Raw genomic sequence first — 24,620 nt, 5'->3', positions numbered from 1 at the left:
GCATAGCAGCGGAACTTTGACAACTGAATAACTGCCAGGTATTGAATTTTCAAGGTGCATAGGCAAAAAACATGTGCGAAGTTTGAGTAATATACAACAAAACAATTAATTTTACAAATATTGTTTTTTATCTTATAATATCCCTTATATGAACTTCTGAAGGGAGCGTTATCTTATGAAACGTGAACAGCTTGGAAGCCGGCTTGGCTTCATTATGCTTTCCGCCGGCTGCGCCATTGGCTGCGGAAATGTATGGAAATTCCCGTGGATGTGCGGGCAAAATGGCGGCGGCAGCTTTATGCTGATCTATCTTCTGTGTCTGGTCATCCTGGGAATCCCGGCTCTTGTGTTGGAATTTTCCATCGGAAGAGCGGCTCAGACAAGTCCCCTTTTCATGTACCGTAAGCTGGAAAAACCAGGACAGAAATGGGGGATTTTCGGCTGGTTCTGTCTGCTTGGCAACATTGCCCTAATGGCATTTTACACTGTTGTCTGCGGCTGGATCATTTATTATTTTGTACAGTTTCTCAGAGGTAAAAATGGTTCACTGGGATTTTCAGCCATGATCTCCTCTCCCTCTGTGAATGTATTCTTCTTACTGGTCACTGTGGTCATTGCATTTTTCATCCTTTCCTTCAATCTTCAGGGAGGACTGGAGCGTGTGACAAAATATATGATGTCTGCGCTGCTGGTACTGATGCTTGCTCTCGCTGTGCACAGTCTTTTTCTGAAAGGCGCAGGTGAGGGAATGACCTTTTATCTGAAACCGGATTTCTCAAAGATAGATGGTTCGGTGATCGTAGGGGCAATGAACCAGGCATTCTTTACTTTATCTACAGGTATGGGTGGCATGGCTATCTTTGGTAGCTATATTGGTAAAGAGCATTCTCTAATGGGGGAAGCTATTCATGTGATCACACTGGACACACTGGTTGCTTTTCTGGCAGGAGTTATTATTTTCCCTGCATGCTTTACCTTTGATCTGGAAGTAAACGCAGGTCCGAGCCTTCTGTTTGATACAATGGCAGCAGTTTTTAACAACATGTCCGGAGGTCGAATCTGGGGTTCCTTATTCTTCCTGTTCATGGTATTTGCAGCTATGTCAACAGTTCTGGGAGTGTGCGAAAACATCCTGGCAATGATACGTGAGCTTACCGGCTGGTCTCGTCCAAAAGGCAGCGTGGTCTGCGGCACAGGTGTCTTTCTTCTGGCACTTACCACAGCCCTTGGTTTCAGCGTTTTCCACTTCCAGCCATTTGCCGAAGGAACTACCTGGCTTGATTTCTGGGATTTTATTGTTTCCAACAATATTTTACCCCTTGGCTCTCTCATCCTTGCACTCTTCTGCTGTAATAAGTTCGGCTGGGGATGGGATAACTTTATCAAAGAGAGCAATACCGGTAAGGGCTTAAAGGTACAGAGCTGGATGAAACCGCTCTTCCAGTTTGTACTTCCGATTATAATTGCCTTTATCTATATTTATGGAATGTTCACATTCAACTGGAAATAAAAAAGAAAAATAAGCTCCGTGGGTCAAAACTTCTATCCACAGAGCTTATTTTTTATCCAACCATCATTTTTAATTTTAGTGAACCTTCTGATCCAGCATTCTTTGGATCAGCTCAATTGTATCCTTCAGTCCATAGTTGGCACTGTTGATACACAAATCATAATTCTCTGGTTTTCCCCATTTCTCACCGGTATAAAATTCATAATATTTCTTATGCTGCTTATCCATCTGCTTCAGAAAACGTACTGCCTGCTTCAGATTCATATTACGGATATCCATAACGTGCTGCACACGAACCTGGAAGGGAGCACTGATAAACAGACTGATATGAGGAATATGATTATTCTTAAGAATCGCATCTGCGCAACGTCCCATGATCACGCAGTCTTCACTCTTTGCCAGTTCACAGATCAGATCACTCATATTGAAAAATACTGCGTCCTGCTTCGGAAGTCCATGATAACGATTGAATTCCCTGAACCAGGTTTTCAGATCTGTGTGTTTTTTCTTTCTGTATTTATCAAATCCTTCAAAATTACCAGTATCACTGACTTCATTTTTGTCTGCCTGCAGACGCTTCATAACCTGATCAAAAATTTCTGCATCATAATAGTTGATCTGAAGCTGATCCGCCAGTTCAAATCCGATATCATTACCGCCACTTCCCTGTGTACGACTGATACAGATGATCAGATGGTCATTCTCTGAAATCTCGTTCTGGCGTCTTGCGATCAGATTATTCAGACTGATACGCGCTTTGTCTACAATATCTGTCTTCCCAAATGTATCAGGAAGACTTTCGATCTCTTTCAGAATACTGTCATACTCTATCATAAGACGTCTTCTCTCGCTCTTATCCCTGATGGTACGAGCCATGTTACTAATCAGCGCCAGTTCACTTCTGAGCAGATGTCCATCCGGCTTGGTATACATCAGTGCTGCCAGATGACGGATGGTTGTTTCTTTCTGTCCTGTAAATGTACGTCCCAGAGAGGAACCCACACATTTATAAACTTCTTCGTCCAGGTTATAAATGCGTATTGCAAGTTCTTTACATTTTTCCTGATTATCCTGCATAATGATCCTCCCTCCTTATAAAAAGAATACAAACATATCGATAATAAACACCGGAACCAGAAATGCAACAGACCACAGCATATATCCGAAGAATGACGGCATCTTCACACCATTCTCATCAGAGATTGCCTTTACCATAAAGTTTGGGGCATTTCCGATATAAGTGTTGGCACCCATGAATACCGCACCACAGGAAATGGCAGACAGAATCTTGGTAGGTACTGTTCCCAGTGTAGTTGTGATTCCATTTGTAAATGCCAGCGTTCCTGCCGTTGTAAGGAATACCAGATAAGTAGGTGTGTTATCCAGAAAACTGGAAAGTGCACCGGTTGCCCAGAACATCTCTGCCGGTTCAGTAACTCCCAGATTCGGTCCTACCGCTTTCAGAAGCATCAATGCAGGCTGCATGGTGATAAAAATACCGATGAATAAAACCGCAACCTCCTGGATCGCACCCCAGGTAAAATGGTTTCTGATACGGATCTGCTTATCTGTTGTCTTAAAGGAAAGAAAAGCAACAAGCAATATGATTACAATTTCAATCAGTGCCGGGAATGTCAGGGTTACTTCTCCAAAAAGATGAATGCCTCTTACATTGCCTGCGGCATCCTGAAATGCGGACATTCCCGGAAGTACACCGCTTAAGATTACCGCGCCAACGATCATCACAAGGAAGATGATATTGTGCAGTCCATCCAGACGGAACTGAGTACCCGGTTTACGGATATCCGGTTTACGTCCATTTGCAATATCCTTTCTGTAGGAACGTTTATCAATCTGATAAAATACAAACAGCAAAATGACCATATTAAAGATCAGTACAGGGAACAGATGCAGACTCCAGAAGAATGGAACACCTCGCATAAATCCCATTAACAGCGGCGGATCTCCGATTGGTGTAAGACATCCACCCATATTGGAAACCATGAAGATAAAGAAGATCATAATATGTCCTTTTCTCTTTCTCCATGAATTCATTTTAATTACCGGACGTACCATCAACATACTGGCACCGGTGGTACCGATACAGCTTGCCAGAAGAGTTCCCAGCGCAAGCAGACCCACATTAACACGAGGGGAACCTGCGAAATCGCCCTCCATGGTAATATTACCTGATACGCAGAACAGGCCGAATAACAGAATGATGAATGTAAGATAATCATTCACAATACAGTCCAGAACTGTCTCTGCAGTCTTTCCGGCTCCATAAACGAAAGCAAATGGAACCACCATCAGAATGATCCATAAGGCAACAACCAGTGGCTGATGAGACTCCCACCACTCCGCTTTTACCAGAGGCATCACTGCAATACATAACAAAAGCCCTGCAAAGGGAATGCAAAGCCATACAGGTACTGTAGATGGTGCTTTACTGCCTTCTGCCGCAAATACACTCAACGGACAAGCCAGAAGAACTGCCAAAAAAGCACCCAGTACGGTCACCAACTTTTTCAAAACTGCCACCTCCATATTGTATTTTCGTACAGCGCGATTATCATTCAGGAGATTTTTTTCATATACGTGTTTCTTCCTATTTAATATGCGCTTGTTTTTTTACAGATGCAATTATAACATACAGCATCCAAAAATCAATTGTATGGATAATGAATATTTATGCTTTATTTTGTACTTTTTTAGATATTTTTCACATATTTTATACTTTCTTTTGTTTTATTCTTAACGATTTAGTCTTTTTTGCTAATACTTTTTGGTCTTATCTTATGTATTTTTGCAAATTGTACTGATTTCAAAACACACTTGTCTTTCCGGTGCTTACAGAAGGTACTTGATTTTATACAGAAAAATGCTCCCCGACAGCAATTCCCGCTGTCAGAGAGCATTTCGCATATTTCTTATATGAACTGATTGGTTGCTTCATCATACTCATAGTCGATGGAATGCATCTTCGCCACCAGTTCGTCTTTCTTCAATCCTCTGCATGTGCAGAGTGCTTCCAGGGAATCATAGTAATCCCTGAGCTGAGTATTCACATAACTCAGCAGAATCATTGGATCTTTGGGTATCATTTAGTTTCCGTCCTTTACCGTAACAATGAATTCCCCATTCTGAACATCCAGCACCAGAGTATCACCTGCGTGAACATCTCCGGACAAAATCTTTCGTGCCGCAAGAGTCTCCACATATTTCTGCAGATAACGTTTCAGCGGACGTGCACCATATACCGGGTCATAGCCATTCTCGATAACCTGATCCTTGGCTGCATCTGTCAGTTCTAGGGAAAGCTCCTGGTCTGCAAGACGTTTGTCAAGCTCGCCGACCATCAAGTCTACTATCTTACCAATATTGGATTTTGTCAAGGGCTTGAACATAATTATTTCATCCAGACGGTTCAGGAATTCCGGACGGAAATGACCTCTCAGGTCATCCATAACCTGGCTCTGAGCCTCAGGTTTGATCTCTCCATTCTCATCAATACCATCCAGCAGATACGGAGAACCGATGTTGGAAGTCATGATAAGAATTGTATTCTTAAAGTCAACTGTACGTCCCTGAGAATCTGTGATACGTCCATCATCCAGTACCTGCAACAGTACGTTAAACACATCCGGATGTGCTTTCTCAATCTCATCGAAAAGTACAACACTGTATGGTTTACGGCGGACTGCCTCAGTAAGCTGGCCGCCCTCCTCATATCCTACATATCCGGGAGGCGCTCCGATCAGTCTGGATACAGAATACTTCTCCATGTATTCACTCATATCAATTCTGACCATATTCTGTTCATCATCAAACAGATTCTCTGCCAGAGTTTTGGCAAGCTCTGTCTTACCTACACCTGTAGGACCAAGGAACAGGAAGGAACCGATAGGTTTGGTCGGATCCTTGATGCCGGCTTTGGAACGAAGGATTGCATCTGTAACCCTCTTCACACCTTCATCCTGACCTACAACTCTCTTGTGAAGCTGATCTTCCAGAGTGAGGAGTTTGGCTCTCTCGCCTTCTGTCAGTCTTGTTACAGGAATACCGGTCCATCTGGAAATAATCCTTGCGATCTCATCATCAGTGACTGCCTCATGAACCAGACTTCTGTCACTTTCCTTCACACTCTTCTCTTCGATTTCCAGCTGCTGCTGTAATTTCGGAAGCTCACCGTACTGTAACTGTGCAGCCTTCTCCAGATCATAGTTCTGTTTTGCTTTCTGGATCTGCTTATTCACATCCTCGATCTGCTCACGAAGCTTCTGCAATTTCTCTACAGAATGCTTCTCATTATCCCACTGTGCTTTCTGTGTATTAAAGGTATCACGAAGCTCTGCCAGCTCTTTCTGAAGTGTTTCCAGACGTTCCTTACTCAGGTTATCTGTCTCTTTCTTCAGTGCAGATTCCTCGATCTCCAGCTGCATGATCTTACGGCGCTGTTCATCCAGCTCTGAAGGCATGGAATCCAGCTCTGTCTTGATCAGGGCACAGGCCTCATCCACCAGGTCAATGGCCTTATCAGGAAGAAAACGGTCTGTGATATATCTGTGGGAAAGTGTAGCTGCTGCAACCAGCGCACTGTCTGTGATCTTAACACCATGGAAGACCTCATATCTCTCCTTCAGACCACGAAGGATGGAAATGGTATCCTCCACTGTGGGCTCATCCACCATAACCGGCTGGAAACGACGTTCCAGAGCTGCATCTTTCTCAATATACTGACGGTACTCATCCAGAGTTGTGGCACCAATACAGTGAAGCTCACCTCTGGCAAGCATAGGCTTCAGCATATTGCTGGCATCCATAGCTCCATCTGTCTTACCTGCACCAACGATCAGATGTAACTCATCAATGAAAAGAATGATGTTTCCTTCACTCTTCTTTACTTCTTCAAGGACTGCTTTCAGACGTTCCTCAAACTCACCTCTGTATTTGGCACCTGCTACCAGAGCGCCCATGTCCAGGGCAAAAATCTTCTTATCCTTCAGACCTTCCGGCACATCCTCTGCCACGATTCGCTGTGCAAGGCCCTCGATTGCTGCTGTTTTACCTACACCAGGCTCACCGATAAGCACCGGATTGTTCTTGGTCTTACGTGAAAGGATTCTGATGATATTACGGATTTCTTCATCACGTCCGATCACAGGATCCAGCTTCTGGTTACGTGCCTTTTCGACTAAATCCTCGCCATATTTATTCAAAGTATCATAAGTAGCTTCAGGATTGTCACTGACTACACGCTGATTGCCTCGTACTGTAGAAAGTGCCTGCAGGAAACGCTCCTTAGTAATGCCAAATTCCTGAAACAGTTTCTTCATACTTGGACTTGGATGTCTTAATAAAGCAAGAAAGAGATGCTCTACAGAGACATATTCATCTCCCATTGCCTTAGCTTCATCCTCTGCACTGACCAGAGCCTTGTTCAGATACTGTCCGAAACGAAGCTCACCGCCAGATACCTTAACCCTGGCATCCAGTGCCTGATTCAGAGAATTTCTGAAATAATCCTTATCTATCTCCATCTTCTCGATCAGTTTAAGAATCAGGCTGTCTTCCTGTTCCAGCAAAGCATATAAAAGATGCTCCTCTTCCATCTCCTGATTGCCAAACTGATAAGCAACCTTCTCCAGATCCTGGACAGCCTGTACGGATTTCTGTGTAAATTTACTGATATTCATAGGCTAACCCTCCTCTTATATGAGAAATATCTCTCCCACAGGAGAAATATGTTGTTTTCTTTGTTCTGCATGTAATATAACACATGTTGTTAGCACTGTCAAGAGGTGAGTGCTATTTTTTTCAACTCCTCTAAATTTTTCATTTACAGTTTTTGATTTCACTTAACGTTATATAAGTTCCTACGAAAAGATGTTTCTTATGTGTTGTACTGTTTCAGGAGTGCATCTAACAGGCGGTATGCTTCTTCACGATAATATTTGGAATGCTTTGCATGAAGCTCGTCCAGGTTGATGTTTGCAAAGATTTATGAATCGTATTGCTTTTCACACAGGAATAAGTATAATACATGAAGAAAAGGATGTGAAGGAGTAAGGAGTATGGAGCGTTTTCGACAGCGATATGGGATTGCTCTGACGAAAAAGAAATTGCAGGAGATCATCCTGATGCTGATGGCCTGGGAAGCGGTGTTTGCCTTTTCTTATCTGGGATACATTGAGCTTCCGGCCATTTCCACCACCACGTTGCACATTCTTGTGATTGTGGCGGCTATGATGCTGGGGGCACAGGGGAGTGTGCCGGTGGTATGCGTTTTTGTGGTCACGTCCATGTGGATCGGCACCTACAGCCTGTCCCAGCTCGACCGGATATTTTCTCCCTTTGCCAGCGGAATGCCCCTTGGATCCATAATGCTGGTATTTGCTCGCGTGCTGTTTGCGGCGGGAGCCGGTTGGCTCTTTGACCTTTATTTTCGGAAGCCTCGCATGTATGTCTATCTGGGGATTGCGGCTGCCAGCACCTTTCTTCATGGGCTGTGCGTTTTTGCCGCGTTATATTGCAGCTTCCCTATGCTGCGGCAAATGATTTTAGAGAATCTGTTTTCCTATCCCATATTTCGGGACTGGCTGTCCTATGTCCTGGCGATCATCGCCTGCTGCAGCATCCATTGGGTTCTGACTAGGAAGTCGGTGAAAAACAGATTGTCGCAGCTATGCGACTGTCCTCCGGCAATGCAAGAGTCCGGAAACCGGAAGCAGCTGATCTATTCGGAAACCGTTGCGGTAGTGGTGGGCATTCTGTGCATCCTGTTTCTGCGAAAGGCCATCTTCAAGGAGCTGTACCTGCAAGGCATAGATGTCAGCGAAAACCTGCACCAAAATATCACCGCCTTTTTGTTGCAAACGCTGGTGGCTCTGTTGGCGCTCTTTAGTGTTGTCAGCGTTCTGATTCAATGGATTTACGAGTATTATACGGCACAGCGGATTCGGATGAACAAAAAGCTGATGGAGCAGCGTATGAAAAGCTCCGTAGATGTTCTGACCGGCGTATTCAGTCGGCTGGCGTATCATGAGTGTCTGGAGCAGTACGCGGATTCCGTTCCGGCAGATCTGACCGTCTTTCTCATGGACATCAACGGCTTAAAGGGTGTCAACGATGCCCTGGGGCATGAGGCAGGGGACGAGCTGATATGCGGCGCTGCCCAATGTATCACCCAGGCGGTGGGGGATCGGGGGAAAATCTTCCGCATCGGTGGAGATGAGTTCGTAGTGCTGGGTCAAATGACCCAAGCCCAGGCGCAGGAAATTCTGGCGGCGCTGCAACGGATTGCGGCGGCCTGGTCCGGGACAAAGGTGGGGACGCTGAGTATTTCCTCCGGGTGTGCCTTTGCCGGCGACCATCCGGATTTGTCCGTAGAGCAGCTTACCAAGGCAGCAGATTTGTCCATGTATGCCCAGAAACAGGAATATTACCGGGCAAAGAAACTGTCCTCTGGCACACCCGTCTCTAGTGGGAACGGGGTGCGTCCATAAAAAGAAAAGGGATTTCTGCCATCCGGGCAATCAGTTGCCGGGGCAGAAATCCCTTTTTACGTGCCCAGCGAGGGCACGTTCTCTACTCGATTACTGTGCTCAGGTAATTTAATGCTGCCTGGCAGCATTACGTCTGAGCATATTGTCAGCACACTAATCTCTTGGCGTTAAACCTACATACATATCTTTGTACTGTTTTGCACTCTTTTCCCAGGAAACATCTTTATTCATATCGCGGATCACCATATCATCCCAGGATTTTCTGTTCTCGAAATAGAGAGTCTTTGCTCTGTTTATCGCGTCGTAAAGCAGCCCGCTTTCATATCTGTCAAATGTAAAACCGTTTCCTGTATTCTCAAACATATTATAAGGCTGAACCGTATCTTTGAGTCCTCCGGTCTCTCTTACAATCGGAACTGCACCATATCTCATGGCTATAAGCTGTGTAAGTCCACATGGTTCAAATCTTGATGGAACCAGAAGTGCATCACATCCTGCATAAATATTGTGAGCCACATTTTCATTGTAAGCAATATATGCACAGAAATTGCCTTTATATTTGTTTTCATAATAACGGAATGTATTCTCATACTGAGAATCACCGGTACCAAGAACAACCACCTGCGTATGTTCATCCATAATTCCCGGGATTACGTCATTTACAAGATCAAGACCTTTCTGGTTGGTGAGACGTGAAATAAGTCCGATTACCATCTTATGCTCATCTACATCCAGCCCCAGAGATTCCTGGAGAGCTTTTTTATTAATCTTTTTATTCTTTATTGCTGACTTCTCATCGTAATCAGCTGCTAACAGCTTATCAGTTGCAGGATTCCAGATATCCGTATCAATACCATTCACAATTCCCAAAATCTTATTGTTGTGATATCTTAAATGCTCTGCAAGTCCCTCTCCATATTCCTCTGTCTGAATCTCCCAGGCATAGGTGTTACTTACAGTTGTAACTTTATTGCTGTAAGCGATGCCACCCTTTAACATATTGGCATCCAGCCAGTTCTGAATCATGCAGTCCTTATTAAATACATAATCAGGAAGTCCTGACCAGTATTGAATCCTTTTTCTGTCATAAATACCCTGGAACTTCAGATTATGTATTGTGAGTACTGAAATTGCACGTCCTACATCTGTATCCTGAAAACAGGTTCTCAGATAAAGTGGTACTAAAGCTGCCTGCCAGTCATGACAATGCACGACATCAGGAGTCCAGTTCAGATAATTAAGGGCAGCAAGGGCAGCTTTTGCAAAATAACAGAATTTTGGAATGTCATCTATGAGATTCGTATATGGATTTCCCCAGGAGAAGAACTCATCATTATCTATAAAATCATAGACAACCCCATCCTCCTGATATTCCATAATTCCCACATAATACTGCTTTCCATCAGAGCAGAGATTCATATCAAAGGAACCCCTGTATTCCATCTTTTCCTGAAATTTCTGAGGAATACATTTGTATCTTGGAATAATGACCTTAACATCAATGTTTAATTTTGCCAGACTCTTTGGCAGGGCAGACATTACATCTCCCAATCCGCCGGTCTTAACAAATGGATAACATTCTGATCCAATGAAGGCTACACTTCTTCGCGGCCCCAGATCAGGCTGTCTCGTTGGAATGTTCTGTTCATTCTGTTCAACAGATGGCTCCTGAATAATTACGGCTTGCTTAACAGAAACATTCTCTACTGTTGGAGCAACAGTCTTAACAGCTTTTTGAGGACTGTTTTTTGCACTGCTTTTTACGCTGTTTTTTACGCTGTTTCTTGCATTGCTCTTTGTGCTACTTTTTGCATTGCCTTTGGTACTGCTTTTTTGAACTGTTTTTTTTCTCATATCATTGATCTCCCTTTTGCATTTTACAAAGTCCGAAATTTATTATGCCTTAACTAAAATGTCCTCCGGCAAGTTCCTGATAAACATTCATTTTGCAGATATTTATCATTTCCTGTTAATCTCAATTATAACACAAAATGCGCAAAGTAACTATTATTTATTATCTGAAATGCTTCCATCACTTAACTCTTACCTGAATGATACAAGCTGGTTTATTCCTTTTCATTATATCTGCCTCTTTTATTTTACAGATACACTACATAGAAAAAGGGATCTTCCACTCAGTCAATTTGAATAAAAAACATAATCTGTTTTTATTTCACGCATTCCATAATTATCATCTCACATCTGTCATATCCAAGCTGTGAGCTGTTCAGGCACAGTGTGTAATTGCTGGCTTTTCCCCAGTTCTGATCTGTGTAAAAGTTATAATTTGTTCTTCGCCTTTTATCTGTGTCTGTCATCATTTTTACAGCTTCCTTCTCTTTTACATTGTATAAACCAGTGATACGCTTTATTTTTTCCGGCATGTCCCCATGAATAAATACATTCAGCACACCGTCCCGGTCTTTCAGTATATAGTCTGCATTTCTTCCAATGATCACACAAGGCTCCTTCTCAGCCAATTCTAAAAATGTATCATCTGTTTTTGGGCATTATTACTATGTATTTACATATTGTAATTTCAACTTCCGATTTACCCCTGCATATCTTTGCTTGGTTATAGGCTTATGTTACCTGTAATTATAACTGATTTCTTTTCATTTGATAATGCACTTTTCGGCACCAAAAAGTGCCCCCGTATAGCAAATGCGACGGCAGATGTTGCCTGAAAAACCACCTGGGAAAAAGTTTCATTTTGATACTTTATATGTTAAAATGAAACATATCGTATCAAGTGAGGGGTTTTACAGATGTCTAAAAAGAAATATAATCTGAATACAATTTACATCTCTGAGCGTCTGCAGGAGAATCTGAAACCGATTTCACAATCTGCATTCACTGCTGTGACTGCTCCCATGGGATATGGAAAAACAACTGCCATCAGCTGGTATCTGGACAAACAGAGCAAAAGCGGAAATTCCTGTGTGATCCGGATCAGTATTTATTCTGATAATCTGTCTGTTTTCTGGCAGAGCGTTCAGAAGGCATTTGCCTTTGCAGGGCTTGATTTTCTGGATAATTATAGCTGCCCTTCAGATGCTGCCAGCGCCGGGATGCTTGCTGATGAGCTTTGTTATGCCTTGAGTGGGCAGACCTCTTACTACATTTTTATTGATGATTTTCATCTGCTGGGTGAACCTCATATTGCAGATTTTTTTTGTATGTTTGCCAACAGACTGCCTGAAAATATCCACCTGATCGTATCCGGCAGAAATGCTTTTCTGTCCGGAAAAGAGATTCTCCGTCTTGGCAAAAAGTTATATCAGATCCATACCAGGGATCTGTGTCTGAATCGCCGGGAGCTTTCTGTCTATACCCATCGCTGCGGTGCCAGCCTGAACGAAGATCAGTTGAACACGCTTCTCTATTCCAGTGAGGGATGGTTCTCTGCAGTCTATCTGAATCTCTGTACCTTTTTTGAAAACGGACACTTTCCCGACCATACTTCTAACATTTATGATATGTTTTCCTCTGCCATGATCGCACCCCTTTCTGATGCGCAGCAGGAATTTCTCACTGTTATGGGACTTGCAGATGAATTTACCGTTGAAATGGCACTTTTTATTACAGGGAATCCGAAAGCCGGACAGATTCTTTCCCTTATGACCAGGCAGAATGCTTTTATCACTCCTTTGCCCGATGGAGTCAGCTTCCGTTTTCACCATATGATGAAGGAATGTACACAGCGTGCCTTTGCCATGCTTTCCCATGAAAAACAGACAGATTTCCGGAATCGTTACGGACAATGGTATGAATCCCGGGGACAGTTTCTGCAGGCACTTGCTGCCTATAACAAGGCTCTTAACTATGATGCAGCACTTGCTGTTATCCAAAAGGATGCAGGAATCCTCCTGGCTTCTCTTTCGCCGGAAAAGGTTCTCGCATTTCTTGATGTCTGTCCAACAGAAATCCTGAAGAACAGGCCTCTGGCCCTTCTCGTATTAATGCGCCGTATGTTTACCTGGCATCAGATTCCCAAAATGCTGGAACTGAAGCAGCTTCTGACAGATACCATAGCTGAAGATAACACTTTGTCCGAAGATGAGAGAAAGAATCTCTCCGGAGAATGTGATCTTATTATGAGTTTTCTGATGTATAACGATATCACCGGTATGAGCGTTCTGCACCGTCAGGCCAGTTCCAAAATGACCAGACCTGCCATCAGTATCCGCAAAACAGGAAGCTGGACCTTCGGTTCTCCTTCTGTTCTGATGATGTTTCACCGCAGATCCGGAACCCTGGATGCAGAACTGACAGCTATAAATGAATGTATGCCCCACTATTACAGGATTACCCAGGGACATGGACAGGGTGCGGAATTGCTCATGAATGCAGAGGCAGCATTTATGCAGGGAAATTTTTCAGATGCACAGATTCTGCTTGAGCAGACTTATTCCACCATTGCCTCAAACGGACAGCACAATATTTCGCTCTGCTGTGATTTCCTTGCTGCAAGGCTTTCCCTTTTTCAGGAGGATGTCACCTTTGTGAAGAACCCTGAAGTAAAGCGTAAGGAGCTTCTGTCTCTCCACAATATGATGTGGCTGAATATTTTTGACAGTACTTATGCTTACTACTATGCATTAATTAGAATGCCGGAAAAGATTCCTGCATTATTTAAAGACCATATGTTATCCACTGTCAGCTTTCTTTCTCCCTGCAGACCTATGATGGAAATGATCGAGAATCAGGTCTTTCTTTCACAGAAAATGTACGCAAAAGTTATAGGCAGAAGCGAAACGCTTCTGCCCTTCTGTGAGAAAATGCACTATGAACTTGTGTCTCTCCACGTTCAGATTCAGACTGCTTCTGCTTACGCAATGCTGGGCAAACATCATGATGCACGACAGCTTCTGCAGAAAGCCTTAGGACACGCCATGCCGGATGGCTTTCTGATTCCTTTTGTAGAAAATTATACCTATATCAAGGACGTGCTGGGCAGTATTAATTCCATAGCATCAGAGCCTTTCACAGACCGGATCCTTTCCCTTGGTTCTGTTTATGAACAACACTGCCTCCGCCTGTCCAGCCGTAATTCCAGACCTGAGATCCTAAATATGTTGAACAGCAGAGAAGCAGAAATCGCAGCTTTGATCACCGACCGTCTGAGCAACCGCGAAATCGCAGAGAGGTTATTTCTCTCTGAAGGCACTGTGAAACAATATGTCAACCAGATTTATTCCAAGTTGATGATCAACGGTGATACACGCACCAAAAGGAAACAACTGGCAGAGCTGATTTCTTCCATAAACAAGGGCCTTACCTGACACTTTGAGAAAAAAAAGCAAGGAAATCCACATGACCAAAGTCTTGCGATTTCCTTGCGATTTGGCAAGAATTACAAATTTAAAGTTTTTTACTTATTTGCATTTCTGATAGTATTTAAATACTGTTGGATTTCTTCTTGTTCGGGCATTACTCGCAGCGCACCTTTTCTTGTAGTAATGATAGAAGCTGCTACATTGGCAAAATTTAACATTTCTGTCAGATCATCCTCTTTCAGTCCATCTATTCCATGCTCACAAATATAGTGTAACACACAACCACAAAAAGTATCTCCTGCTCCTGTTGTCTCTATCGTACTTTTCTGTAAAAATGGTTTTGCTTCTACCACTAATCCATTATAATAGGCACGACTGCCCGCCTTTCCCATAGATACAAGAATCATCGGAATCTCATATCTTTCTTGGATCCAGTTTACACCGGCAGTATAGTCTTCTTCTCCTGTCAGCCATTGGATCTCATTATCTGATATTTTCAAAATCCGACACTGTTCAAGACCATATAGTACTTGTTCTTTCGCCTCCTCCAGTGACTCCCAGAGTGGTGGACGCAAGTTTGGATCAAATGAAATAACAGCCCCTGCTTCCTTCGCAATACGAATTGCTTCTTTTGTCGCTTCCCGCACTCCTTCATGAGTCATAGACAAGGTACCAAAATGGAAAATCCCTGTCTCTTTGAGAATATCCTCGGGAATCTCAGTTTTATTCAGCATCATGTCTGCTCCCGGATTACGATAGAAGGAAAAATCCCTATCTCCATCCGGATATGTATGTACCATAGCAAGCGTAGTATGAATTTTTTCATCTGTACATAAGCCAATGTCATCAATTCCTGCTTCTTTTATGGCTGCTCTCAACTGATCTCCAAAAAAATCATTACCAACCTTACCAATAAATGCTGTATTATGTCCCAATTTAGCTAACATCGCAAGCACATTACAGGGTGCACCTCCTGGATTAGCTTCAAAAATCGGATTTCCCTGATTACTTTTTCCATTTTCAGTAAAGTCGATCAATAATTCTCCTAGCGCTGTTACATCATATTTTTTCATATATTACTCCTATCTGTCAGGATTTCTCATATCATCGTCTATATACTTTATCCAACAACGCTTTATTATAATAAATCATATTTCACTATATCAAGCTTAGCTGCACCATCAGCAAAGAAAGAAATCCCCTTTGCTTCCTGCTTTGTAAGAATAACCGCAGACATAACCTGCTCGCCGTCATTAATAAATACTTCCACACTAAACTTATCCAAAATCACACGCAGTTTTAGTTCATTGCTGTCACCGTTTACCAGACAACTGCTCTGATGAACCAGCGCCCGTTCGCTTCCTGAGAATTTTCTATCGATTTTTAAAACAGATTCATCCGGACGGAAGCATAATGTAGAATGATATTTCTCATTCTCTGCAAAACAGAATTCAAATTTTTTATAAAGATTGTCTTTATCTGCCGGTCGTATCACAAGTTCCAGATCTACCGTTCGTCCTTCAATCTGATCCAGTGTGAGCCTGGTATCTTTTATCACAACATTGTTATACTCGACTTTGTTTGCACGCATGGCATTAAGTTCTCTGATCGGAACCTGATACAATCTTCCGTTTTTAACAGACAGTTCTCTTGGAAGACTCATTTGTGCGAACCATCCAGAGTCATTGCATCGATATGCAAGCGTATCCCAGTTCTGCATCCAGGCGATCATAATTCTTCGTCCATCCGGCGCAAGCAGTGTCTGCATTGCGTAATAGTCAATTCCGTAATCAACACCTTGACAAAACTGTTCCTTTAAAGTATGTGTCTCAGGATCCAACTCCCCAATAATACATAACGTTCCATTTCCATTATGATATTCTAATCCTTCCGGAAGCATATCCTGTGGACTTGTCAGAAGCACATATTTGCCGTCCAATTCAAAGAAATCCGGGCATTCCCACATTTTTCCATAACGATTTTGATTCTTTGCCAGAATGCTTACAAATTCCCATTCAAAGCCATTTTTACTTCTGTAAAGAAGGATCTGTCCGCTTCCATCAGCCGGACGACTTCCTATAACACAATAAAAGTTTCCATCGTTCCCTTTCCAGATTTTGGGATCACGAAAGTCTACTTTACTAGCCCCCTTGGGCAGATCTTTGGCTGTCAGAACCGGATTCTTATCATACTTTTCATAATCCTTACCATCTCCAACTGCCACTGCCTGTGTCTGAATATCCCTTACAGTTCCGTCTTCCAGTTTCTCCTGATTTACAGAAGTATACATAAGTAACTGTCTGCCATCCTCTAATTCTATGGCACTTCCTGAAAAACAGCCGAATTTATCATAATCTTCATCCGGTGCCAATGCAGTCGGAACATAGTTCCAATGCAATAAATCCTTACTCACTACATGTCCCCAGTGCATACTGTCCCAATGTGTGCTATACGGATTATACTGGTAGAACAAATGATACTCTCCTTTATAATAGGAAAATCCATTTGGATCATTCATCCAGCCAACATAAGGAGTTATATGAAAGGCTGGTCTTTCTTCCTCTTTGATCTGCTGTCCCTGTATAAATTCATATTTTCTTGCCTTTTCCAACATTTCGCTCATATAGTTCCTCCTGTCAAAATGATATCTTCTCTTATTTTTCACTGCTTAATGAATCCTGATACTGGTCAAAATATTTTTGCTTGATTGAAAGGTAATCGGAAAGCCCGTACTTCTCCATTTTTTTCAGATAAGAATCCCATTCTTCATCAATTCCTCCGTTCAGGATCCAATCTGCTTTCTTCTGTTCTGCATATTTCTTAATATCTGTATCATACTGTGACACTTTGTTTGTATCATCAATACTCATAAATACATTAGGATAAACATATTTGCTGTTCATATCCTGTAAATATGTCTCATGCATATTATCCAGACGCCATTTCGCATCTTCCGGCTGTGTTACATATACGTCATAATATTCATTTAATATAGCGAGAGGACCATTTACAGATTGCGCTTCACGTACTTCCACCGGCGACTGATCTCCTAAGTCCATATGCTTTAACATTTTTTCGCCATCTTTGTTTACAGACAGCTCAAAAATATTAAAGGAATCCTTCTCTCCATAGGTTCCCCAGTTATTTTGCGGAGACTGAAGGGGTGCATACATCTGATCTATCCATGCGGCAGCAAGTGCCGTGTTACGGCAGCTGGTAGTAAGCACACATCTTCCTCTGTCAAAACCGCTGGTCTCACTGTTGTTCTGTCTGGTGATATTTCTCATTCCATCCGGTCCGGTCAGTGCCGGAAGCATCACATAATCCGTATTGTTGTCTATATTAGCAATATCCCATGTGAAGCAAAGTCCATAACGGTGATTCTTTCCTTTTGCAACATAAGTAGACCATTCCTGTGTAAATGCTTCCGGATCGATCAGATTCTCTGTCACAAGTTTATGCAGCCATTTGATACCTTCTTTGTATCCTTCCTGAACCGTTGTATAAATCACCTTACCTTCATCTGTTACAGCAAAATGATCTCCTGTGTCCCCATAACCATCTCCGAATCCATTTATTAAGATTGAAGGATCCTGATCTCCGTTATTGATAATAAATGACATTGGTATTACATCACCTTCAATGGAAAACTCTTGTTTCAGATCATCTGCATGATCTCGAAATTGAATCAGTACCTGTTCCAGTTCATCTGTTGTGGTTGGAATCTCAAGACCAAGATAATCAAGCCATTTCTTATTAATATAAGGAATATCTCCAATGGCCTGAATTGCTTCTTTTCCGGAACCAAGCTGTTCAATCCACGGAAAAGAGTAAATATGTCCATCCGGTGCTGTACACATGGTTCTGTATTCCGGGTATTTTTCAAACACAGCCTGAAGGTTTGGCATATATTTGTCAATCAGATTTTCCAGCGGAATAATTATTCCCTGCTTTGCATAACGCAACAGATCATAATCACTCATGCCTGCATTAAACAGTCCATCCGGCAGATTTCCAAACTGAGCCAACGCCAGATTCTTTTTATCTGAAAACTGATCTGATACAAAGCAGGTCCAGTCAATATGAACATTTGTCTGTTCTTCCATTCTCTGGAAAATCACTCTTTTATTTGGATCCTGTGTTGAAGTGGCCGGTGCACTGGTAATAAAAGAAAGCTCCTCTGTTTCTTTCAATGGAAACTGTACATCCGATACCGGTGTATCCGGATTAATCTCAGCATCAAGCCTCTGCTGTTTTCCACACCCCATTATACTTACCATCATTGTTAAAGAAAGTCCAAGTGCAAGCAAACTTCTTACTCTGTTTTTCTTCATATCTGTATCATTCCTTTCTTTAGCCTTTTACCGATCCAACCATAATTCCTTTATCAAAATATTTCTGGAAAAATGGATACATCACTAAAAGTGGTAAACTTGATACTACAATTGTTGCATATTTCAACTGTTCTGCTACCTTTGCCATCTCTGCTGTGCTTTGGATATCTGCAATCATTCCCGGCTGTGGAGTATTCTGCACCAGGATTGAACGCAGTACCAGCTGCAGTGGCTGAAGATTTGCATCGTTCAGATAAATCATCGCATCAAAGTAGCTATTCCACATTCCGACAAATGACCACAGTGCCAGTACTGCAATGATCGGTTTACATACCGGCATCATAATTTTGAAAAAATGCTGAATTTCATTAGCACCGTCAATTGCAGATGCTTCTCTTAATTCTGCCGGAATTGACTGATAATAAGTTCTTGCAAGAATCATATTCCAAACGTTAAATGCTCCCGGAATCAAAACCGCCCATACTGTATTTACCATATGCAGCTGATTGATCAAAATAAATGTTGGAATCATTCCTCCCCCAAAAAACATTGTGATCAGAAAAATCAGATTAAAAAATTTTCTTCCCACAAATTCTTTTTTAGACAGAGGAAAGGCTGCCAGTAATGTTACAAAAACTGAGATCACTGTAAATGCAAATGAATACAGAAAAGAATTCAAAAATCCGCGCCAGATCATCTCATTCTCCAGTACTCTTCTATAAGCATCCAAAGTCCAGTCCTTAATATCAGAGCTCAGTCCCTGATTATTCAAAACAGTAGGATCCATAAAAGATGCAAGCACTACATATATAATTGGAATCGCAATAGAAAGTACAAACAGTCCAAGAATCGTGAATCCAATTCCAAGGATCAGACGATCTGTCCTTGAATATTTTCTCTTCTTTTTCTCCATCTTCTCTTCCTCCTATAATCCCTCTCCATCATTCAGCTTCTTTACAACCCAGTTTACAAAAATCAACAGAATTACATTTATAACTGAATTAAACAGACCTACTGCCGTAGAATAACCATAATCACCGTTCAAAAGACCGATGCGATATACATATGTAGATAAAATTTCTGATGCCGGCAGGTTCATATCTGTCTGCAATGCATATGCCTTCTCAAATCCAATGCTCATAATATTTCCTGCCTGCAGGATAAACTGAATTACAATAATGTTCTTAATCGCCGGAAGCTCCACGTACCAGATCTGCTGCAAAAGGTTTGCACCATCCATAACTGCCGCTTCTTCCAACTCTTTGCTCGCATTAGATAATGCTGCAGTATACATAATAGATGCCCAGCCTGCAGTCTGCCAGATTCCACTTGCTATATAAATAGTACGGAAAGCAGATGGCATTGTCATCCAGTTTGTGCTAATCCCAAGCAGCCTGTTCAAAGGTCCTACCGGTGATAACAGCATACGAACCATACCACAAAGTACTATTACAGATATAAAATTCGGCATATAGATCAGAAGCTGTACTTTTTTCTTGATCCCTGTTTTTTGAATACGATTCATAAGTAATGCCAGAATAATCGGAACCGGAAATCCCCATAATAATCCATAGATACTCAGCTTTAATGTATTCATCAGATAGTTCATAAAATCCGGTGATGATAAAAAACGTCTGAAATATTCAAGTCCAACCCATGGACTTCCAAGTACTCCCTTGATTACATTATAATCTTCAAACGCAATCAAAAGCCCTCCCATCGGGAGATACTTAAAGATGATTGTCAGTAAAAGTCCCGGCATTAAGAAAAAAAGATATAACTGCCAGTTTTTCTTCACATACGTAACCTTATTTCTCCACGTCTGTTTGCTTACGGGCTTTACCTGGTTCTGCACTGTTTTCATGCACTTTTTCCTCCATTCCTTTCATACATTGTTCACGGAACCGGTTAAGTAACCGGTTACTTTATAATCTGATGTTACTACATCACACACTCTCTGTCAACACTTTTTCTCATTAAAATAACCGGTTACGTAATCGGTTATTTTAATATTGCCTTTTTGTATAATAATTGCTATACTAAAAAAAATATTTGCATTTATTTATAAGGAGAATAAGTTTCATGTCAAAAAAACAGGTGACATTTGCAGATATTGCAGCATATACCCATTTTTCAAAAACTACAATATCAAGATATTTCAATCATCCTGATTCCCTTACACTTGAAAATCAGGAAAAAATTTCTCAGGCCCTTGATACCCTTGGCTATAAAAAAAATAAACTTGCAAAAGTTCTGGCGAACGGAAAAAGTGAATTTATCGGGATCATTGTTCCGAATCTTTATCTGCATTATTATTCTGAAATGCTGACACAGCTGCTGTCCAGCTACAGTGATTATCACTACAAATTTCTCGTCTTTAGCAGTGAACATGGGGCTGAAGAAGAACGGCAATATATTGAAGAGCTCCTATCCTATCAGATTGAAGGTCTCATTGTTTTAAGTCATACGCTGTCATCAAAACAATTATCCTCCTATCAGATTCCCATCGTTGCCATTGAACGTGAAGCAGAATATATCAGCAGTGTTACCACTGACAACTATATGGGTGCGCTTCAGGCTACCACTCTGCTGATCCGTGATAAATGTGATATACTGATCCACATCAATGTCAATGTTGAGAAAGCAATTCCTGCTTACGACCGTATTCGCGCATTTAAGGAAACCTGTAAAGAATATCAGGTTCCTTATGATATTGATCTAAGTGTAAGCGGTAATTCTTATCAGGAAATTTTAAATGAAATAAGACGTATTTTTACAAGAATAGAAGAGAAATATCCCAATCAAAAAAAGGGTGTTTTCCTTGCCAACGATACCTATGCAAACATGTTTCTTAACCTGATTTTCCAGAAATATCAAGAATTACCCTCTTTCTATGAAGTCATAGGATTTGATAATTCTCCCATTGCCAGTGAGGCAATTCTCCCAATCACAACTGTTGGTCAGCAGATTGACATTATTGCACAGACTGCCATGGAGCTTCTGGTTCAACAGATGGAAGAACAAAAAAAACGTTCCCCTAAACCACTGGAAAAGCCTGTCCATAAACAGATTGCTCCGATATTGATTCGCCGTAATACAACCAGTTAAAACTAACCTTTCATTTTTCTCCGGAATACAATCTGCCCCAGAAATATTTCTGCCATATCGGATATTGGAATACTTAATTATTTTGGCAAAAAGGGGATGCCGAAAAGTGGTATTAACCGGCATCCCCTTTATTGATTGTATTATCTTATTTCATATGATCTTTTTCAGTTATTTTGCGAATAACCCGGCATGGATTTCCGGCAGCCAGACTATATGGAGGAATGTCCCTTGTCACAACACTTCCTGCTCCTATTACACATCCCTCTCCTATGGTAACACCACCACAAACAACCACATTGGATGCCAGCCAGCAATTATCTTTTATAGTAATTGGTTTCGCATAGTGAATTAAAAACTTTATCCTCACACGACTGAAGTCGCGTGCTTCCAGACGCTTTAGGCGTCAGACTAAATATCGGCGGATACGCCTGTAACTTAGGTGCGCAGTTATGCGTATTTCCCATGCCGGATATGGCTGGTTCCCACATTACAGGTAGTCCGCTGTATATCTGCCTGTATCTATGCTGCTTTTAAGAATTCCATTTCTGTATGGAGTTTCCTCAGATCTGCATAGACACATGAGGTTCTACGCTTTACAGAAGGGACTTTTGCCTCCAGTAAAGACCTTTCCGTTGCCGGAAGGGGTTTTAAAAGTTCCCTTATAAAATATCTCGCCCCTATATTACAGGATGCTGACAGGTCACAATTATATCGTTTTCCTGTCTGGAAAGTACAGAGGCTGTGATTTTTCGGGTCACGGGACACACTTCCGGAGCCATCGTATGCAAGCCTGCTCGTATTCCATGCGCAGACTCTGGATACCCGCATTCCTTTTCTGTGTGCCTGATGCTCACAGCGTTTCTGGATATCTCTTTTTCTCCACAGGTGCAGTTTCTGCTTTTTCTTTCCCGATATCTTCCCCTGCATCTCCAGATACTCGAACACGATCACATCTGCATGGTTTTCTTCCGCATATCTTACAATCGCACCTGCAATCTTTTTGCCCAGTTCTGTATTCAGACGTTTCGTATATGCCCATCTTCCCTCTGTCTGCGCAGAACCATGTTCCCTCTGGAATCTGCGGATCCGTCCCAATGTACGGTACATCCGGTCTTTTTCACTGGGATGATCGATAAATTTTCTTCCCAGGACAGTTCCGTCTGCCCGCATGATGGTACAGACTGCATCGGTATTAATCCCTAAGTCCACACTGCAGATGATCTGTTCTTTCACAGGTGTTTTGGTAAGTGTTACTTCTTCTGTATAGGAAAAACGCAAAAAATACTTCCGGTGTCTCTTTTCCAGAGTTGGAGCAGATGCCTTTTTCACTGACCAGTATTTTCTCAGATATTCCATATCTGTATGCTCCAGACCTACACAGAACCATTTCCAGTCATGGCCGTCATACAGTTTCAGGTATGCTTCGTCTTTCCCTTCCGCTCCCTCACGGTACATGACATCACGGTAGAAGACCGGCATGGCGTGGTTTTCATATACAAGCCTTGGTTTCCCGCTCTTTCCGTCTGTCTTTTCCCATAGATCCAGCCGTGTTTTATAAGAGGATACTGTCCCCAGAGCATGCTGGATGGCAGATCTACGCAGATAGGAAGGCATCTTTGGGAACCGGATATCAAAATCAAAACAGGCATGGTTTTTCTTCGTAGTATGTACCAGATGTTCTGCAGCATTAAAACGCCTCTTTGCATCCGGGATCTCTGCTAATTCTTCCCGTACCTGCACATAAATCCCAATCAGATAACTGACAGCAGAACGGTAGATCTCCAGTGTCTGGCGGATCGGGATATTCTGTTTTCGTAATTCTACACCATAACTGGATATTATCTGCATTTTTATTTCTCCCTGATAACTCTTTTCTCAGATTCTGTTGTTTTTTCTACTACCCATGGCTATATTTTAGCACATATAGTGCCAGAAGTAAACATATGTTCTTTCTTTGAATAAAAAATTTGCGCGTCTAACTCATCACTAAAGTATCACTAAAGTAACGAGAATGCGACGCGCAGTTATTCAAAATTATAAAAGCCTCCATCTTCTCTTTTTCTGATATTACGTTCTTCAGGTAAAAATGGGTGCATGGGAGTTGCCAATGTGACATTGGGACCAATCATCACATTATCCCCTATATGTATTTCACATACGTCTAAACAGATGAAATTAAAATTGGCAGAACTGAATTTTCCAAAGAAAGTATTACATCCATAATCAAAATAGACAGGTGCCTGTAAATACGGAAGTTCCTCTGTTGCCGGCAATAATTCACGCAATATCTGCGCTTGCTCTTCTTGCTGATCTTCATCTGTCAAATTATATTTTCTTGCTAATTTACGCGCATTCAAACGTAATTGTTCCAATTCTTTATCCGTTGGATCATATAACTCTCCACTTACCATTTTTTCTCTTTCCGTCATTTCTGATAGCCTCCAGTAAAAATTTTATTACCAAGTTAGTTATTTCCGAGTACTTGATAAGTTTTTCCTACTGCAATAATATATAGATAAGGAGAATCACTGTCAATACTATTCTCCTCATTACACATTGTACTGGTTTGCTTTTTCCAGAAATTCAGTCACTGCTTTTCCCGTATTTCGTGCAGTCGCATATATATGCCTCTGATTCTCTACGATTTATAAGGATTTTACCCATTCTCGGAATTCTTTTACAGTATTACCGAATCCACTTCCACTGGATGTAAATCTGCTTTTGCTTCCTCTGCAATCATCTCTGCCACTTTTTTTGTTGTTCCACTTGCTCTCATACACTGTATCTGCTGTTGCAGTATGAAGCACAATCTGAACCAGCGGATATTTTTCTTTATATACTTTACATATCCTGGCCAATGTCTTCATCCCGTACTCACCTCCAG

The 24,620-nt window shown here is 41.8% G+C and carries 16 protein-coding genes and 3 pseudogenes; 4 read left to right on the top strand and 15 right to left on the bottom strand.

Annotated features, from left to right (window positions below):
* The first annotated feature begins 175 nt into the window (after positions 1–175).
* A complete protein-coding gene (locus tag ACTNDS_RS00165; protein ID WP_441032333.1) occupies positions 176–1,510 on the top strand; it encodes a sodium-dependent transporter in 1,335 nt (444 codons plus the stop codon).
* A 75-nt stretch (positions 1,511–1,585) separates the two neighbouring features.
* Here ACTNDS_RS00165 and ACTNDS_RS00160 read toward each other — a convergent pair whose 3' ends face one another.
* The 4 genes from ACTNDS_RS00160 to clpB form a co-directional block, all read right to left on the bottom strand.
* On the bottom strand, positions 1,586–2,587 hold the full coding sequence (locus ACTNDS_RS00160; RefSeq protein WP_441032331.1) for an AAA family ATPase: 1,002 nt from the start codon (positions 2,585–2,587) through the stop codon (positions 1,586–1,588).
* Positions 2,588–2,602: 15 nt separating this feature from the next.
* Positions 2,603–4,042, bottom strand: a complete 1,440-nt coding sequence (locus tag ACTNDS_RS00155) for a sodium:proton antiporter (protein WP_441032329.1) — start codon at positions 4,040–4,042, stop codon at positions 2,603–2,605.
* A 398-nt stretch (positions 4,043–4,440) separates the two neighbouring features.
* A complete protein-coding gene (locus ACTNDS_RS00150) occupies positions 4,441–4,614 on the bottom strand; it encodes a DUF4250 domain-containing protein (protein WP_008706656.1) in 174 nt (57 codons plus the stop codon).
* A complete protein-coding gene (gene clpB / locus ACTNDS_RS00145; protein WP_441032326.1) occupies positions 4,615–7,206 on the bottom strand; it encodes an ATP-dependent chaperone ClpB in 2,592 nt (863 codons plus the stop codon). It abuts the gene before it with no gap.
* A gap of 378 nt (positions 7,207–7,584) precedes the next feature.
* Between clpB and ACTNDS_RS00140 the strand changes: the two genes are divergently transcribed.
* Complete coding sequence (locus tag ACTNDS_RS00140; protein WP_441032324.1) at positions 7,585–9,015, top strand: diguanylate cyclase domain-containing protein; 1,431 nt, start codon at positions 7,585–7,587, stop codon at positions 9,013–9,015.
* Between the two features lie 153 nt (positions 9,016–9,168).
* Here the strand turns inward: ACTNDS_RS00140 and ACTNDS_RS00135 are convergent, their stop codons facing one another.
* Both ACTNDS_RS00135 and ACTNDS_RS00130 read right to left on the bottom strand, forming a co-directional pair.
* On the bottom strand, positions 9,169–10,869 hold the full coding sequence (locus tag ACTNDS_RS00135) for a glycogen synthase (protein ID WP_441032322.1): 1,701 nt from the start codon (positions 10,867–10,869) through the stop codon (positions 9,169–9,171).
* Positions 10,870–11,183: 314 nt separating this feature from the next.
* Positions 11,184–11,501 (bottom strand): annotated as a pseudogene (locus tag ACTNDS_RS00130) (AAA family ATPase); the annotation flags it as partial.
* A gap of 282 nt (positions 11,502–11,783) precedes the next feature.
* On the opposite strand from ACTNDS_RS00130, the gene ACTNDS_RS00125 reads away from it, so the two are divergent.
* The gene (locus ACTNDS_RS00125) at positions 11,784–14,300 is read left to right on the top strand and encodes a LuxR C-terminal-related transcriptional regulator (RefSeq protein ID WP_441032319.1); all 2,517 of its coding nucleotides are present in this window, start codon (positions 11,784–11,786) and stop codon (positions 14,298–14,300) included.
* 89 nt (positions 14,301–14,389) lie between these two features.
* Here the strand turns inward: ACTNDS_RS00125 and ACTNDS_RS00120 are convergent, their stop codons facing one another.
* From ACTNDS_RS00120 to ACTNDS_RS00100, 5 genes are all read right to left on the bottom strand, one after another.
* Positions 14,390–15,367 carry a carbohydrate kinase family protein gene (locus ACTNDS_RS00120; RefSeq protein WP_441032316.1) on the bottom strand — a complete coding sequence of 326 codons (978 nt, stop codon included), beginning with the start codon at positions 15,365–15,367 and terminating at the stop codon, positions 14,390–14,392.
* Positions 15,368–15,432: 65 nt separating this feature from the next.
* Positions 15,433–16,917, bottom strand: a complete 1,485-nt coding sequence (locus tag ACTNDS_RS00115) for a glycoside hydrolase family 32 protein (RefSeq protein ID WP_441032314.1) — start codon at positions 16,915–16,917, stop codon at positions 15,433–15,435.
* Positions 16,918–16,948: 31 nt separating this feature from the next.
* Positions 16,949–18,628, bottom strand: a complete 1,680-nt coding sequence (locus ACTNDS_RS00110; RefSeq protein WP_022380669.1) for an ABC transporter substrate-binding protein — start codon at positions 18,626–18,628, stop codon at positions 16,949–16,951.
* A gap of 19 nt (positions 18,629–18,647) precedes the next feature.
* Positions 18,648–19,541 carry a carbohydrate ABC transporter permease gene (locus tag ACTNDS_RS00105; protein ID WP_008706703.1) on the bottom strand — a complete coding sequence of 298 codons (894 nt, stop codon included), beginning with the start codon at positions 19,539–19,541 and terminating at the stop codon, positions 18,648–18,650.
* 12 nt (positions 19,542–19,553) lie between these two features.
* Positions 19,554–20,492 (bottom strand): ABC transporter permease, encoded by a 939-nt coding sequence (locus ACTNDS_RS00100; protein WP_441032309.1) that lies wholly within the window; start codon positions 20,490–20,492, stop codon positions 19,554–19,556.
* A gap of 218 nt (positions 20,493–20,710) precedes the next feature.
* Here ACTNDS_RS00100 and ACTNDS_RS00095 point away from each other — a divergent pair, with 218 nt between their 5' ends.
* Complete coding sequence (locus ACTNDS_RS00095; RefSeq protein WP_441032306.1) at positions 20,711–21,736, top strand: LacI family DNA-binding transcriptional regulator; 1,026 nt, start codon at positions 20,711–20,713, stop codon at positions 21,734–21,736.
* 145 nt (positions 21,737–21,881) lie between these two features.
* Here the strand turns inward: ACTNDS_RS00095 and ACTNDS_RS00090 are convergent.
* From ACTNDS_RS00090 to ACTNDS_RS00075, 4 genes and pseudogenes are all read right to left on the bottom strand, one after another.
* Positions 21,882–22,079 (bottom strand): annotated as a pseudogene (locus ACTNDS_RS00090) (DapH/DapD/GlmU-related protein); the annotation flags it as partial.
* Between the two features lie 176 nt (positions 22,080–22,255).
* Positions 22,256–23,584, bottom strand: coding sequence for an IS200/IS605 family accessory protein TnpB-related protein (locus ACTNDS_RS00085; RefSeq protein ID WP_441032303.1), 1,329 nt, complete (start codon positions 23,582–23,584; stop codon positions 22,256–22,258).
* A 176-nt stretch (positions 23,585–23,760) separates the two neighbouring features.
* On the bottom strand, positions 23,761–24,165 hold the full coding sequence (locus tag ACTNDS_RS00080; protein ID WP_441032300.1) for a maltose acetyltransferase domain-containing protein: 405 nt from the start codon (positions 24,163–24,165) through the stop codon (positions 23,761–23,763).
* Positions 24,166–24,507: 342 nt separating this feature from the next.
* Positions 24,508–24,600, bottom strand: a pseudogene (locus tag ACTNDS_RS00075) (LysR family transcriptional regulator); the annotation flags it as partial.
* Positions 24,601–24,620 lie beyond the last annotated feature (20 nt).

Origin of the sequence: Blautia sp. HCP3S3_C12, assembly GCF_052064155.1 — a bacterium.
GTDB lineage: Bacteria > Bacillota > Clostridia > Lachnospirales > Lachnospiraceae > Blautia_A.
Note: the sequence above shows the minus strand (reverse complement) of the source record. Positions and strands in the feature narration are given on the sequence as shown.

Excerpts from the sequence above, each read along its gene's own strand:
- ACTNDS_RS00165 (WP_441032333.1), top strand. The coding sequence starts at position 176 with ATGAAACGTGAACAGCTTGGAAGCCGGCTTGGCTTCATTATGCTTTCC.
- ACTNDS_RS00160 (WP_441032331.1), bottom strand. The coding sequence starts at position 2,587 with ATGCAGGATAATCAGGAAAAATGTAAAGAACTTGCAATACGCATTTAT.
- ACTNDS_RS00150 (WP_008706656.1), bottom strand. The coding sequence starts at position 4,614 with ATGATACCCAAAGATCCAATGATTCTGCTGAGTTATGTGAATACTCAG.
- clpB (WP_441032326.1), bottom strand. The coding sequence starts at position 7,206 with ATGAATATCAGTAAATTTACACAGAAATCCGTACAGGCTGTCCAGGAT.
- ACTNDS_RS00140 (WP_441032324.1), top strand. The coding sequence starts at position 7,585 with ATGGAGCGTTTTCGACAGCGATATGGGATTGCTCTGACGAAAAAGAAA.
- ACTNDS_RS00135 (WP_441032322.1), bottom strand. The coding sequence starts at position 10,869 with ATGAGAAAAAAAACAGTTCAAAAAAGCAGTACCAAAGGCAATGCAAAA.
- ACTNDS_RS00125 (WP_441032319.1), top strand. The coding sequence starts at position 11,784 with ATGTCTAAAAAGAAATATAATCTGAATACAATTTACATCTCTGAGCGT.
- ACTNDS_RS00120 (WP_441032316.1), bottom strand. The coding sequence starts at position 15,367 with ATGAAAAAATATGATGTAACAGCGCTAGGAGAATTATTGATCGACTTT.
- ACTNDS_RS00115 (WP_441032314.1), bottom strand. The coding sequence starts at position 16,917 with ATGAGCGAAATGTTGGAAAAGGCAAGAAAATATGAATTTATACAGGGA.
- ACTNDS_RS00110 (WP_022380669.1), bottom strand. The coding sequence starts at position 18,628 with ATGAAGAAAAACAGAGTAAGAAGTTTGCTTGCACTTGGACTTTCTTTA.
- ACTNDS_RS00105 (WP_008706703.1), bottom strand. The coding sequence starts at position 19,541 with ATGGAGAAAAAGAAGAGAAAATATTCAAGGACAGATCGTCTGATCCTT.
- ACTNDS_RS00100 (WP_441032309.1), bottom strand. The coding sequence starts at position 20,492 with ATGAAAACAGTGCAGAACCAGGTAAAGCCCGTAAGCAAACAGACGTGG.
- ACTNDS_RS00095 (WP_441032306.1), top strand. The coding sequence starts at position 20,711 with ATGTCAAAAAAACAGGTGACATTTGCAGATATTGCAGCATATACCCAT.
- ACTNDS_RS00085 (WP_441032303.1), bottom strand. The coding sequence starts at position 23,584 with ATGCAGATAATATCCAGTTATGGTGTAGAATTACGAAAACAGAATATC.
- ACTNDS_RS00080 (WP_441032300.1), bottom strand. The coding sequence starts at position 24,165 with ATGACGGAAAGAGAAAAAATGGTAAGTGGAGAGTTATATGATCCAACG.